The organism is Streptomyces sp. NPDC044063 (genome assembly GCF_056434285.1).
Genome location: NZ_JBWKFM010000018.1, coordinates 66,214 through 79,356 on the forward strand (window position 1 = coordinate 66,214; position 13,143 = coordinate 79,356).

A 13,143-nucleotide genomic window follows, 5' to 3' on the forward strand; every position below is an offset into this window, starting at 1 on the left:
GAGGGGAGGGGGTTTTATTGTGCTTGAAGCGTCTTTACCCCCCCCCCCCCTCCCCCCCCCCCCCCCCCCCCACCCCCCCCCCCGGTGCGGACTCTTCACGCCCGGGACACCTTCCCGTCGCCCGGACGTCCTTCCGTACTGGTGATCTTTCTGACCGGCACATGCCACCCATCGGAAGGATCGCCCCCCATGTCCCTCAGGACGACGCTGCGCACGACCGCTCTCGCCGCGCTGGCGGCCCTCGCGCTGCCGGCCGTTCCGGCACAGGCCGCCCCGGCGGGGTCGGCGCCGAGCTACCAGACCTGGCAGTCCGACGTGAAGAAGGCCGTGGCCCCCGCGATCCCGTGGCTGCGGGGCCACGCGGAGAAGGCCGGCGGGAAGCCGGCCGTCGTCCTGGACATCGACAACACGGCGCTGGAGACCTACTACCACCCGGGCCGGGCGAACAAGCCGGTCCTGGAGGTGGCCCGGTGGGCCCACGACCACGGCATGGCCGTCGTGTTCGTCACCGCCCGCACCTCGTCGTCGTCCGCCAAGAAGGACCTGAAGGCCGCCGGCTACCCCGTCGACGCCATCTGCACCCGCGACCACGGCGAGGAGAAGGGCGAGGGCAAGGAGCGCTGCCGCGAGGAGCTCACCGAGGACGGCTACACGATCACGGCCAACATCGGCAACCGCTCGACGGACTTCGAGGGCGGCTACTACGAGAGGGCCTTCAAGCTCCCGGACTACGACGGCCTGCTGTCCTGAGTAGGGATACTCAGGCGCCGGGCCGGGCGGCGGGCGGAGGATGAGGGGGCGTCCCGTCGAACCAAGGATTCCCGCATGCTCAGCACCCTCGCGACCGCCGTCGTCCCGGCCCTCGGACGGCTCACGGTCACGGCCGACCCCGGCGCGGCCGTCGCGCCGGGCAGCGTCGTCGTGGCGAACCACACGTCGCTCGCCGACCCGGCGATCGTGCTCGCCGCCCTCCACCGGCTGGACGTCCGGCCGGTGGTGATGGCCACCGCCGGACTCTGGCGGATCCCCGTCCTCGGCCGGCTGCTGGACCGCGAGGGACACATCCCCGTGCACCGGGGCACCCGGCGGGCGGCCGGAGCCCTGGACGACGCCGCGGCCGCGCTCGCCGACGGCCGGGTCGTCCTCATCTACGGCGAGGGCGGCCTCCCCCGGCGCCGGGACGCCGCGGAGCGGGCGCCGGGCCCCTTCCGCAGCGGACTCTCCCGGCTGGTCCGCGCGACGGGCGCCCCGATCGTCCCCCTGGGCCAGGCAGGCGCCCGCCGCCTGACCTCCGGCACCCCCGCCAAACAGCTCGCGGGCCTGATGACGGCCCCCCTCCGCCGCCCCCGCCTCCACGTCCACGTAGGCACCCGCACCCACCTCTCCGGCGACACCCCCACCACCACGACCCACGCCCACCAGGCGGTCACCCGAGCCTGGGAAACGGCCGTCCGCTGCCTGGGCACGGTTGTCTACTCTCTACCCAATGATCAACGTACGGAGAGAAGAGGCTGACATGCCGCAGAACCACGGCATGCGGTGGACGGTTCATGGTGAGAGCAGCCTTCATGACACGCCGTGGGTGCGGGTGCGTTCGCTGGATGTGGAGCAGCCGGACGGTGTCCGTACCGATTACCACGTCGTGCGGTTGCGGGACGTGGCCGTCACGGCGGCCGTCGACGGGCGGCAGCGGGTCCTGATGATGTGGCGCCACCGCTTCGTCACCGACACGTGGGCGTGGGAGCTGCCGATGGGGCTGGTCGAGGACGGCGAGAGCCCCGTGGACGCCGCCGCCCGGGAGCTGGAGGAGGAGACCGGCTGGCGCCCGGAGACGATGCGAGAGCTGATCTACGCACAGCCGGCGGCGGGCATCACCGACGCCCAGCACTTCGTCTTCCGCGCCGAGGGGTCCCACCGCATCGGTGAACCGACGGAACGCAACGAATCGGACCGCCTGGAGTGGATCCCGCTGGCCGACATCCCCGGCATGATCACCCGCCGCGAGATCGTCAGCAGCGCCACCCTGGTCGGCCTGATGGCCCTGCTGCTCGACCTGAAGGTGTAGTTGATCGTTGTTCAGGGCCTGGCGGTCGGGGTGCGAGGATCGTGTCGCAGGGCGGCAGGTGGCGTCGATGCTCTGGTCACGTGCCTGCTGCGCCCTGGCATCGGTACCGTTCGGCGTACGAGCACAACGCGGAACGGACGGAGCCATGATGTCTTGCCCTCGAACCCATGAGTCCCGCCGGCACGTCCCCGCGACAGCGGACAGGGAGGTGCGCTGATGCTGGAGGAAGCCGAGGAGATAGGCCGCCGCGTACGCCGTGCCCGCCTTCGGCTGGGCATGCCGCAGGCTGACCTTGCCGCTGCTCTGGGCAAGTCTCAGGGCGATCCTGCGGTGCCTGCCGGACCTCTTCCGTGAAGCACGTGCACTCGCCGAGGTCTCGACCGGCCACGAGCGGGAAGAGGCGTTCGCCGTCTACGCGGTGTGCTGCAAGTTCGCGCACACGGCCGCTCATGCCTTGGGACATCCGGAGCTGATTGCCATGGCGTGCGAGCGCGCGACGTGGTCGGCACAGCTTGGCGGGCGCGCGCGACCAGGCCCGCGCGCTTGCGCGTAACAGGCACGGCCGTTGTGGCGTCGATGGGTGCAACCTGGCGATTGACCGGTCCGGTCGGGTGCAGGGCGGCGCGCTCGGTTTCGTCCGCGGCAGGTCCGGTAGGTGACCGATAGGGCTCGACCCGGTAGCGGGTGGGAGTGATCCAGCCTGCGGCAGCACGCGGTGCATCCCCATCGGACCAACTCCGGGGGTGTCGCCGTCCCGGACGGATGTGAACTGCGCCGTGGGACACGGCATGGCCAGAATAGGTCCAGCTCCATGCGTGATCATCTAGGGTGCGACTGAATAGTACCCACGCTATGCCAGGGGAGATCATGAACCCGCAGGAGCTCGTGAAGACCGTGCCCTCGCAGATACTGGACGAGGCCCGGGCACAGTCGCTTGGCCGAGGTGACAGTGCCCGCCTCGGCGCGATCGTGGAGAAGTACTTCGCCCCGCACATCGACTTCCGCCGCACCACACAGCTCGCGACGGGCCGCCACTGGAGGACGGCGACACCTGCGCAGCAAGCGAGCTTGGTCAAGCAGCTCACGTGGCTGCTGGTCCGTACGTACGCGGACGCGCTTGCACAACAGCTGCCGGAGCCGGAGCCGATTCAATACCCGCCGTTCCGTGCGTCCCCAGACGACACCGACGTCGTGGTGAAAACAGTGACGTTGACGAACGGCCTGCCGGTACAGCTCGACTACCGTGTGTACAAGACGGCGGGGGGCTGGCGGGTGTACGACCTGAACATGACGGGTGCGTGGTTCATCCAGACGTACCAGCAGCAGTTCAACGAGAAGATCCAGCAAAGCGGTGTGGACGGCCTGATCAAGTTCCTTACAGAGCGCAACGATGAGTTGGCTGTGCAGGGCCAGGCATCCTAGAGACTCGTCTGGCGGGTCAAGCGCGAAGCCACAGGCGAATGGCAGCAACGGTCATGGTGCCGTGGAATGCATAGGCCCGTTTGTCGAAATCTCATGGCAACAGCCCGGTTGATCTTCAACTTTCCGATCAGTCGTTCCACTTCGTTTCTGCGAATGTATCGGTCCTTGTCGAAGCTGGTGGGCCGGCCGCCTCGGCTGCCCCGCCGAAGGCGGTTGGCCCGCTGGTTCCTCGGCTCGGGGATGGTGTGATTGATCTGCCGACGGCGCAGGTAGCGGCGATTGCGCCGAGAGCTGTAGGCGCGATCGCCGCTGAGGTGGTCCGGGCGGGTGCGCGGGTGCCCACCATGGGGACGGGGGACGCGGATGCGATCCAGGACCGGAATCATCTGAGGTGTGTCGCCCCACTGCCCTGGAGTGATCAGCAGGGCCAAGGGCCGCAGGCCGCCTTCATCAACCAAGTGGACCTTCGTAGTGAGCCCGTCGCGGGGGCGGCCGATCCCTTCGTCGTCCCGGTGGTGGGCAGGCCGGGCTCGCCTGCCCGGTACCTTCGGGGTCCTGCGGCGGGCGTCCTCAGCATGCTGGTGGGCCCGTCAGACCGTCGAGTCCACGCTTCGCCATCGACCAGTCGATGCGCCCCTGTGTATCGGCATCGGCTTGGACGGCCCGCAGCCGGAACAGAATCCCGTTGATCACTTTGCGGTGGCACTTCCAACGCCCGCCCCGCCCCACGTTCCCCGGCAAGTGTGACTTCAGCCTGCCCCACTCCGCGTCGCTGAGATCACCCCGCTCCAGATGCCCTGGAACGAGACCTCGCCTCTGTTTGTCACTGACCCGTCAGACACGCCTTAGAGGCTGTCGAGGATCTTTGTCCGTCGATCCCTGTACTCGGCATCCGTGATCGCACCGGCCGCGCGCAGTTGGTCCAACGTTGCGAGACGTGATGCGATGTCACCGGCGGGAGCAGGCGCGGGCGCCGGTACCGCGGAGGCCGCGAGGCTCGGTGCACCTCCATTAGCGATCCGCATGCGCAGACGATCCGAAAGTGCTTTCCCCTGGGCCTTCGATACCTGCTTGATCTCCGCCTTGTTGCCCGAGGCAAACACCGTGAGCGTGCCCATCAGCATGCCGCCTGACCATTGCACGGAGCTGATCCGGCTGTACGGGAAGTCCTCCACCTGCTGTCCGAGCAGGCCGTGAAAGAAGAACACCAGGCGCTGGTTCGTCATCGCCAACAGGCCATTGCCCTTGCCGTAAACACCCGTGGCGAGCATCTCCACGGTCTCTCCCTCCCACAACACCTCGGGAAGCCGTTGGATCTCTCGCTTCGCCCCGACGGTGCTGGACAGCTTTGACGCGGCCGCGTCGATGTCCGGACGCACATTGAACGTCGCCATCACCCTCCCCCTCCTCGATCTTGTCGGATGGTATCGAGCGCGACGCAACGGCACACGAGGAACGGCAGAGAGTACCCATTCCTCTGACATCCACGGATGACATCAACGATGCCGGACGGGTGCGCACACCAGCGTTCCCCAGGCCGCTCCCCTCCCAGCCGCAAGGTCGTGGCTCATGAAGGCCAGACCGTCAGGCACCACTGACTGTTGCCTTGATGCCGGTCACCTCGTCGTTGAAAGGAATGTCCTAGGCTGACGTGTTCATGTTGGGCAAGGAGAAGAGGACCTGGTGCGCAAGGCAGCCCGGATAGCGGCCGCGTCGTTCGTCGCCGTCGTGACGATTGCCGGATGCGGCAACGACAGTAGTAAGGGCGAGGAAGCGCCGCAGGTCAAAGCGAGTTCCGCCGGCTCCGAGAAGAAGCCGGAGCCAGGTAAGGCGAAGGGCACGCTGATGGAGCGGGCCGCCGGTTCGTGGAAGTCCATCGGGACTCCCGACGACGACACGCTCGACACCCTGACCGTGGCCAACGGCAAGGCCACGGCCAAGGGCGCGAAGCTGTCGTGCGCGGGCACGTTCGTGCCTGGCGAGAAGGACGGGCAGGAATCTGCGACCATCACTCTGACCTGCGAGGGCGGCAAGGACGGCGGGCGCGGCCTGGGGCACCTGAAGGTGAAGCCGGACGGCTCGGCGCTCGCGATCGACTTCGACGGTCCCAAGGGCGGTTGGGGCGGCCCCACCGACAGCTACCGCAGGGCCTGACGCGATCCCCCAGGGCTGGCCGCTATTACCGTTTGGCAGCCCGCCCTGCGGCGGTGGCCGTCGCGCGTCTGCCGCTCGAAGCGCCACGATGAGTCCGCCCTCGATACCGTTCGCCCCAGCGGTGCCCCGCCCATCACCCGGGGGGTGCCGAGCCGTGGTGTGGTGGGAGCGGGCAGACTCGGCGGTCCGGGCCGCGAGCAGTGGGCATGGGGCCGGAGGATTTCATGGAGTGCTTGGGGTGGATCTCAGTTCAGTGATCATCGCGCTGGCAGGTGTCGCGGGAACCCTCGGAGGGTCGCTCCTCACCCAGCGGGGTTCCGCACGTGCGAAGCGCCGGGAGATAGAGCTCGTTCGTGCCCATGAGGAGGACCGCGAGGACCGCTTACTCAGACGCACGTGCTATGTGGAGCTCAACCGGGATGCCCGGCAGTTCACCACGGCGCTCAACCGGCACCTGCATGTCATGAGGGAGGGTAGCGTGGAGGACTCCGACAGGGCCGTGCTCGAGGAGGCGAAGAGCGCTCACCGCGACCGGTACTCCGAGGCACAGATGATCGCTCCCGACGACGTACTCATGCGCGCGGGTGCCGTCAATCAAGCCCTGAACACGGCTTACGGCCTGATCAAGCGTCTCGAACGGGACGCCCCCGCACCCGGCGAGACGATGGAGACCGCCGCCCAAGCCCAGCACGACATATGGAACTTGATCCGCGCCATGAGAACCGCCATGCGCCACGATCTCGGCGTGTCACAGGACGCCTGAGAGCCCCCCTCGGCGCCGTGCCGCCTCTGCCTCCGCTTCCATGGCGAGGTGGAGCAGGAGGCGCTCGCCGCCGTGTCGGGTGATGAGTTGGAGGCCGACGGGTTCGCCGGTGGGGGTGGTGCCGGCGGGGATGGTGATGGCGGGGTGTCCGCTGATGTTGAAGGCCCAGGTGAGGGCCACGCTCATCCGCCGGCCCGGCCCGTCGTGGCCGTGGGGCGGGTGGGGCGTGGTCGGGGTGGCCAGGATGTCCACCCGGTCGAACAGTTCCCGTAGGCGGCGGTCGTTGTCGCTGATCAGTGCGGTGATGTCCGAGGGCTGGTCGTGCCGCGCGCCGCGCAGGCCGGTCCACGCGGGGGCGGGGTCGCTCAGGCGTACATCGGTGTCGGTGAGGGTGAGCGGACCGGTGTCGAGGAGGCGTTGGAGAGCGGCTCGCGCGGTGGTGGCGATGTCGGGCGCGGTGTCGGCGAAACCGAGCGTCGCCGACCAGGCCACCGTGCACGACGACGGCCCCGGAGCGGTTCCCTGATGAGCCGAGAGGGCCTGGAGGTAGGCGGCGGCGTCGTGGGCGTGGCGGGCGAGGGGGCCGGGGGTGTTGAGGCCGGCGCGATCGCGGGCGGGGAACGCCCCGTTGGTGGGCTTGAGCCCCGTGATGCCGCACCACGCGGCGGGGATACGGACCGATCCGGCACCGTCGGACCCCGTCGCGAGAGGCACCATGCCGGCGGCCACCGCAGCCGCCGAACCCGCCGAGGAACCACCTGGAGAACGATCCGGGTCGAGAGGGTTCGTGGTGGGCCCCCGTTCCGTATGGCCGTAGGTCTGCCAGCCACTGCCACGATGCGGCACGGAGGTCAGGCCGACGGGCACGCAACCGGCCGCCGTCAGACGTTCGCTCTGGAACGCTTCCAGGCCTTCGCTGCCCTTGATGCCCAGCGGAACGCCGGCCAGAGGAAGCCGCTCGCCCCGGCGAACGCGCGCGTCGACCTCGGCGGCGCGCTCCCGCGCCAGGACGGGCAGGACCTCGCGGAACGCCCGTATGGTCGCGTCGCGTTCCTCGACACAGGCCAGGGCCGCGTCGGCGACCTCCAGCGCCGACAGCTCACGGGCCTGAACGGCCGCGGCGATCCGGACGGCGGAAAGAGACGTGTAGTCGGTGATGGTGAGCACGGTGGTCCTTCGATTCAGCGGTCCCGGGGCGGGACCAGGGCTTCTTCGTAGAGGCGGAACAAACGAGGAGCCGGGCGGTGCGGGGTGGAGTCGGGGGTGTCCTTGGGGAGCGCTGCCCAGCAGGTGGCCGTCAGGGCGCGGGCTCGCGCGCCCGGCCAGGGGGACGGGAGGAGTTCGGGCGGTAGGAGAGGGTCCGGTTCCATCGCGCGGCTGAACTCTGCCGCGAGCACCACGGCCATGATCATGCGCTCCGGGTCCGTCGGGCGCGGGTCGGCGGTCAGCCGCGTCCGGCACGATTCGGCGTGGGCGGCCAGCCGTTCGTAGCGAGCGGCGATCTCCTCCAGGGGCCACAGGGCGGCGGCCAGGGCGAGCGGGTTCGTGACGTCGCCGACGCGCAGGTCGGTGCTGGTGAGGCGGGTGAGTGAGCTGTTGACACCGAGGTGCCGGGCCCGGGCCTCGACGAGGTCCCCGATCGCGTTGGCGCTGACGTACAGCCCGCCCTGGAGGGGCGCCGCGCCGAGATGGAGGAGGGTGTCGCGGAGCGCGTCGCGGGCGGTCCTGCGGGACTCGGGAACGGCGAAGGCGAACAGGTGCCAGGTGCCGTCCCAGGGGGCGAGCCCGCAGTCCTGGCGGTAGGCGTGGTGCACGTACTCCACGTCGGGCGCGATGGAGCCCGTCACATCGGCGACCGCCCGGAGCACGGCCTTCCGGCCCCGGCCCTCGTGGCTGAACCGGCCCTCGGCGACCAGCCGTTTGACGCACAGCCGCACCTGCTGGTCGGTCATGCCGAGGAGGCCGGCGACGCTGTACAGCTCGCCGGCGTCCACTGTGCCGTCCTCGCGGACGAGCGCGTGGACCAGCAGCCGGGTGGGGATCTCCGGTCGCCCGGCCGCGGCGTCCTCGGGGGTGTTCATCGTGTCTCCTCGTGGTGCGAGGCGGACGTCGCGTCCGCCGCCGTGACCGGCCTGTGCATCGTGGTCACGGCTCCGAATCCCATCAGATCGCGCAGGTACGGCGTGCGTTCGGTGCGTACGGCGGTGAAGCCGTGGCGTTCGTACAACGCCCGGGCGCGGGGGTTGACGTCGATGACGTCCAGGCGGATCCGGTGACAGCCGCCCTCGGCGGCCACGGCGGCGACCTCGCGCAGGAGGAGGCCGCCGATGCCGCGGCCGCGGTGGGCGGCGTCGACGGCGATGCCGTCCATCACGAGTTCGCCCTCGGCGGGGGCCCGTTCGAAGAGGGCGAGGACCGCCAGCCGGGGCAGCCCCCGGAAGGTACCGTAGGCGGACAGTACGTCCCTGGCGCCGCCACCGGTCAGCGCGCGCCCGCCGAGCCGGTATCCCGCGACGCCGACCACGTGCCCGTTCACGAGCGCGGTGACCCCCCGGTCCCGGTGGAGGTGGGCCGCGAGGAACGCCCGTGCCTTCTCGGGAGGGTTGAGCGCCGGCCCGAGCTTCCGCCCGAAGGCCTCCCAGTACAGCGCGGCCACGCGCGCCTCGGCCCCTTCCGGGACGCCCCACCGCACCATCCGCCGTACGTCCGGCATGTCCATGGCCATCCTGCCCCTCTCCCTTTCGGCCGCCACCCCTTGCGCGTTCGACCCTAGTACGTTCATTCTCGCTACGAGCGTTTTTTAAACGATAGTTTTGAGCCGGCCACGAAGGGGACGGCATGAGCGCCACCCTTTCGACCGGACCCGATCGCGGGCGGCATCGTGGCGGCCGACAATGCCCGTACGTCGTCCGTGCCCCGCGAGGGCACCGCACCGCACAGAGAGGCCGCCGTCGTGAGTCCCGTGGTCACCGCACACCTGGACGGCTCCGCCGAGAGCGTGGACCTGGCCCGGTGGGCCGCGGACGACGCCCGCCGGCGCGGGATCCCGCTGCGCCTGGTGCGCACCCTGGGGCGGGCGCACGACGGCGGGCCGGCGGTGGACGGGGTCACGGGCGAGGCCGTCCTGGGCGCCCTGCGCGAGCGCTGGCCGGAGCTGCTCGTGGAGGTGGCCGAGGAGGACGGGGATCCCGTCGCGGTGCTCCTGCGGGAGACCGCGCGCTCCGAGTTCACCGTGCTGCGCAAGCACCGGCCCGGCGCGGCGCCGGGGCCCGTGCCGCCCTCCGCCTGCCTCTCCGTCGTGGCGCGGGCCGAGCGGCCCGTGGCGCTGGTGCCGGACGGTCTGGAGGAGGATTCCCCGCCGGCGGCTGGCCGGCGGGAGGAGGTGGTGGTCGGTCTCGGGCTGGAGGGGCCGAACCGCCGGCTGCTGGAGTTCGCCTTCACCGAGGCGGCCGCCCGGCGCGTGCCGCTGCGGGCGCTCCACGGCCGGCCCGTGCCCGCGCCCGCCTTCGTCTCCTGGGGGATGTCCCCGGACGCCGTCGGCGGGCCCGTCCATGGCCTCCGCCTCCAGCTGCGGGAGGCGTTGCACCCCTGGACCGGGCGGTACCCGGAGGTGCGGGTGATCCACGACGTGCGCGCGCAGGTGGGCCCCCGGGCCGTCCTGCGCGGCACGCGGCGGGCGGCGCTCCTGGCCGTCGGCCGGCGCAGGGACCGCCCCACCCGGCTGGGCCCGGTGACGAACGCCGCCCTCTACCACGCGACCTGCCCCGTGGCCGTCGTCCCCCACGAGTGAGGCCCCGCCACGGGACCGGCAGCCATGGGACCGGCAGCCATGGGACCGGCCACTACGGGGCCGCCCGCCTCACCCGCCGCCCGTGAGCGCGACGTGCAGATGGCGCGGCCCGCGCAGCACCGGGCTGCGCCGGTACTCGGGCGGGTCCTCCAGCAGGCGTACGCCGTCGAGCCGGCGCAGCAGCGTGGTCAGGGCGACGGTGGTCTCGATCCGCGCCAGGGGCGCGCCGAAGCAGTTGTGGATGCCGCCCCCGAAGCCGAGGTGTTCGTTGTCCCGCCGGTCCGGATCGAAGCGGTCGGGCTCGGGGAACCGCAGGGGGTCGCGGCTGCCGGAGGCGAGCACGAGGATCAGCGGGGCGCCCTTCGGGATCGTGACGCCCGCGACCTCGATGTCGGTCAGCGGGGTGCGCTGCGGCAGGAACTGCACCGGGGGCTCGTAGCGCAGCAGCTCCTCGACGGCCCGCGGCATCATTTCCGGCTCGGCGCGCAGACGTTCGAGCGCCTCCGGGTGGCGGAGCAGGGTGAGCATGCCGTTGGTGATGAGGTTGACGGTGGTCTCGTGCCCGGCGATGAGCAGCAGCACGGAGTTGACCATCACCTCCTGCTCGGTGAGCCGACCGTCCGGACCCTGGTGGTTCGCGAGGGCGGAGAGCATGTCCTCCGTCGGCCGGTCCCGGCGCCACTCGGCCAGTTCGCCCAGGTACGAGCCCAGTTCCGCCCGCGCCTCCAGGGCCCTGCGCCGGCTGGGCGCCGGGTCCTCCCCGGGGGCGAAGTCGAGCCCGGCGACGACCGTGTCGGCCCACTCGTGCACCCGTCCCACGTCCTCCTCCGGTACGCCGAGCAGTCGGCAGATCACGGTGACGGGGAGCGGGAAGGCGAAGTCGTCGACGAGGTCGACGCGGTCCCGGCCGCGGAGGCCGTCGGCGAGCTCCTCGGCGATGCGGGCGATGTCGCCGCGCAGCGCGTCGACGCGGCCGGGGCAGTGGGGCGGGCCGAAGTGGCGCATCGTCAGGCGGCGGAGCCGGTCGTGCCGGGGGTCGTCGAGGCCGATGAAGGACGGCGTTGTGTCCGGGGCGCCCAGCATGGGGTCCGGTTCGGCGCGGTGGCGGAGGTCCGAGCTGACGCGCGGGTCGTGGAGCAGCGCGGTGATCTCGTGGTACGTGCCCACCAGGTAGGCGCCGTCCTGCTGCCGGGCCACGCCGTGCTCGCGGAGCTCGGCGTAGAGCGGGTAGGGGTCGGCCCGATGGGCGTAGTCGGTGATCCGGTCGAACAGCGTGTCCGTGGACATGCGGGGGCTCCTCGGGCCGGTGCCAGGGCTGGTGGGGGGCGGTCGCGCCGGCCGGCGGGGGCGGCCGGGCCGGCGCGAGGACTCAGCCCGGCCGCAGCAGCGTCAGGCGGAGGTCCGGCAGATGGCCGGTGAGCGCGACGGTCGGGCCGTGCGACAGCACCATCGGGTCCGGCACGTCGGAGGGGACGGGCTCGCCGTCCGGGACGTGGTCGGCGGCGCCAGGACCGGGTGGGAACGGGGCCGCGGTCTCGATCATGCGCCGGTAGTGGTCCAGCCATTTGGCCCGGTTGACGGTCACCGCCGCGGTCACGCGCCCCCGGTAGCCGTAGACCACGACCAGCCGCCGCTCCTCCGGCGTGCCCTGGGCGACGACGACCTGGTCGGAGAAGGTCGGCACGCCCACGGACTTGATGTTGAGGCCGAACTGGCTGGACCAGAAGGACGGCACCGCCAGGTGCGGCCGGCGGAGCGGCCCGGGGGCGACCATGTTGTACGCGGCCACCTCGGCCTGGGCGACCGCGTTGCCCCAGTGCTCCAGGGACATCAGCTGGTACTCGTAGAGCGGGTGGGGGAAACGGGCGACGTCCCCGGCGACGAAGACGTCGTCCGTGGCGATGCCGTACATGGTGAACACCCGACATCCCGCGTCGCACGCCACGCCCTTGGGCCCCGCGGCGAGACCGGAGTCCGCCAGCCACTCGGTGTTGCGGACCGCGCCCAGCGCGACCACGGCCACGTCGGCCTCGACGCTGCCGCCGTCGGAGAAGTCCGCGCCGGTCAGCCGGCCGCCGCTGCCCTTGAGCGCGGTGACCGTCACCCCGCAGCGCAGGTCGACCCCGTGCGCCCGCTGCAACCGGGTGGCGAACTCGCCGATCGTCCCGCCCAGCGCCCCGATCAGCGGGGCGCGGCCCCGCTCGGCGACCGTCACCTCCAGCCCGCGCTCCCGGCAGGCCGAGGCGATCTCCGATCCGGTGAACCCGGCGCCGATCACCAGCACGCGCCGCGGCCCGGCGTCGAGACGCTCGGCGAGGCGCGCCGCGTCGTCGAGCGTGCGCAGCGTGAACACCCCGTCCAGCGCGGCCTCCTCGGGCACCGGCCAGGGTCGGGCGCGGGTCCCGGTGGCGATGAGCAGCCGGTCGAAGGGGAGTTCCCCGCCGTCGGAGAGGAGCACCCGCTTGCCGGCCGGGTCCAGGCCGGCGGCGCGCACGCCGAGCCGCCAGCGCGCGTCCAGCTCGCGGCGGGCGGGCAGCCCGCAGTCCCCGGCGCCGGCCCGCCCCAGCAGTACCGTCTTGGACAGCGGTGGCCGGTCGTAGGGGCGGTGGGGCTCGTCCCCTACGAGGGTGAGCTCGCCCTCGAAGCCCTCCTCACGGAGCGTCTCGGCCGCGCGCAGCCCGGCCAGCGACGCGCCGACGACGACGATCCGCCCGTCCCGCGTCTCACCGCGCACCGCTGCCCGCCTCCTCGCCGACGAGGATGGCCTGCACCGGACAGGCGACGGCAGCCTGCCGCACCCGCTCGGTCTGTCCCTCGGGGACGGCCGGCGTGTACAGCAGGGCCTCCTCGCCGTGCAGCTCGAACACCTGGGGCGCGAGGAAGACGCACTGCGCGTAGCCCTGGCACCGGTTGAGGTCCACCACGATCCGCATCCGGCCGGCTCCTCAC

The 13,143-nt window shown here is 71.6% G+C and carries 14 protein-coding genes and 2 pseudogenes; 8 read left to right on the forward strand and 8 right to left on the reverse strand.

From position 1 onward, the window contains the following. The first annotated feature begins 189 nt into the window (after nt 1-189). From AC07BS_RS22120 to AC07BS_RS22140, 5 genes and pseudogenes are all read left to right on the forward strand, one after another. Nucleotides 190-750, forward strand: coding sequence for an HAD family acid phosphatase (locus AC07BS_RS22120; protein ID WP_478933972.1), 561 nt, complete (start codon nt 190-192; stop codon nt 748-750). A 75-nt stretch (nt 751-825) separates the two neighbouring features. Then, nucleotides 826-1,515 carry a lysophospholipid acyltransferase family protein gene (locus AC07BS_RS22125; RefSeq protein ID WP_478933974.1) on the forward strand — a complete coding sequence of 230 codons (690 nt, stop codon included), beginning with the start codon at nt 826-828 and terminating at the stop codon, nt 1,513-1,515. Between the two features lie 19 nt (nt 1,516-1,534). Beyond that, entirely contained in the window at nt 1,535-2,065 is a 531-nt protein-coding gene (locus tag AC07BS_RS22130) for an NUDIX hydrolase (RefSeq protein ID WP_478934055.1), read from the forward strand. A 216-nt stretch (nt 2,066-2,281) separates the two neighbouring features. Then, nucleotides 2,282-2,585, forward strand: a pseudogene (locus AC07BS_RS22135) (hypothetical protein); the annotation flags it as partial. Nucleotides 2,586-2,932: 347 nt separating this feature from the next. Beyond that, a complete protein-coding gene (locus tag AC07BS_RS22140) occupies nt 2,933-3,487 on the forward strand; it encodes an MlaC/ttg2D family ABC transporter substrate-binding protein (protein ID WP_478933976.1) in 555 nt (184 codons plus the stop codon). A 16-nt stretch (nt 3,488-3,503) separates the two neighbouring features. Here the strand turns inward: AC07BS_RS22140 and AC07BS_RS22145 are convergent. Both AC07BS_RS22145 and AC07BS_RS22150 read right to left on the reverse strand, forming a co-directional pair. After that, nucleotides 3,504-4,279: pseudogene (locus tag AC07BS_RS22145) on the reverse strand (IS5 family transposase). Between the two features lie 53 nt (nt 4,280-4,332). Continuing rightward, complete coding sequence (locus tag AC07BS_RS22150) at nt 4,333-4,881, reverse strand: PH domain-containing protein (protein WP_478647842.1); 549 nt, start codon at nt 4,879-4,881, stop codon at nt 4,333-4,335. Between the two features lie 289 nt (nt 4,882-5,170). Between AC07BS_RS22150 and AC07BS_RS22155 the strand changes: the two genes are divergently transcribed. Then, nucleotides 5,171-5,641 (forward strand): hypothetical protein, encoded by a 471-nt coding sequence (locus tag AC07BS_RS22155; RefSeq protein ID WP_478647843.1) that lies wholly within the window; start codon nt 5,171-5,173, stop codon nt 5,639-5,641. A 253-nt stretch (nt 5,642-5,894) separates the two neighbouring features. After that, nucleotides 5,895-6,404, forward strand: a complete 510-nt coding sequence (locus AC07BS_RS22160; protein ID WP_478933979.1) for a hypothetical protein — start codon at nt 5,895-5,897, stop codon at nt 6,402-6,404. On the opposite strand, the gene AC07BS_RS22165 is transcribed toward AC07BS_RS22160, so the two are convergent. Genes AC07BS_RS22165 through AC07BS_RS22175 form a run of 3 tightly spaced genes read right to left on the reverse strand, consistent with a single transcriptional unit; the run spans nt 6,390 to nt 9,129 of the window. After that, nucleotides 6,390-7,571, reverse strand: a complete 1,182-nt coding sequence (locus tag AC07BS_RS22165; protein WP_478933981.1) for an amidase — start codon at nt 7,569-7,571, stop codon at nt 6,390-6,392. The genes AC07BS_RS22160 and AC07BS_RS22165 overlap by 15 nt on opposite strands. Nucleotides 7,572-7,585: 14 nt before the next feature. Then, nucleotides 7,586-8,485, reverse strand: coding sequence for a PaaX family transcriptional regulator C-terminal domain-containing protein (locus AC07BS_RS22170; protein ID WP_478933983.1), 900 nt, complete (start codon nt 8,483-8,485; stop codon nt 7,586-7,588). Continuing rightward, nucleotides 8,482-9,129 carry a GNAT family N-acetyltransferase gene (locus AC07BS_RS22175; protein WP_478933985.1) on the reverse strand — a complete coding sequence of 216 codons (648 nt, stop codon included), beginning with the start codon at nt 9,127-9,129 and terminating at the stop codon, nt 8,482-8,484. The genes AC07BS_RS22170 and AC07BS_RS22175 overlap by 4 nt, the downstream gene beginning before the upstream one ends. A gap of 156 nt (nt 9,130-9,285) precedes the next feature. Here AC07BS_RS22175 and AC07BS_RS22180 point away from each other — a divergent pair, with 156 nt between their 5' ends. Beyond that, entirely contained in the window at nt 9,286-10,194 is a 909-nt protein-coding gene (locus tag AC07BS_RS22180; protein ID WP_478647847.1) for a universal stress protein, read from the forward strand. A 69-nt stretch (nt 10,195-10,263) separates the two neighbouring features. On the opposite strand, the gene AC07BS_RS22185 is transcribed toward AC07BS_RS22180, so the two are convergent. The 3 genes from AC07BS_RS22185 to AC07BS_RS22195 all read right to left on the reverse strand — a co-directional run bounded on the left by AC07BS_RS22185 (nt 10,264) and on the right by AC07BS_RS22195 (nt 13,127). Continuing rightward, entirely contained in the window at nt 10,264-11,481 is a 1,218-nt protein-coding gene (locus AC07BS_RS22185) for a cytochrome P450 (RefSeq protein WP_478647848.1), read from the reverse strand. Nucleotides 11,482-11,563: 82 nt separating this feature from the next. Next, nucleotides 11,564-12,928, reverse strand: coding sequence for an NAD(P)/FAD-dependent oxidoreductase (locus AC07BS_RS22190; protein WP_478933988.1), 1,365 nt, complete (start codon nt 12,926-12,928; stop codon nt 11,564-11,566). Then, on the reverse strand, nt 12,918-13,127 hold the full coding sequence (locus AC07BS_RS22195) for a ferredoxin (RefSeq protein WP_478933990.1): 210 nt from the start codon (nt 13,125-13,127) through the stop codon (nt 12,918-12,920). Before AC07BS_RS22195 ends, AC07BS_RS22190 begins: the two co-directional genes overlap by 11 nt. Between the last annotated feature and the right edge of the window lie 16 nt (nt 13,128-13,143).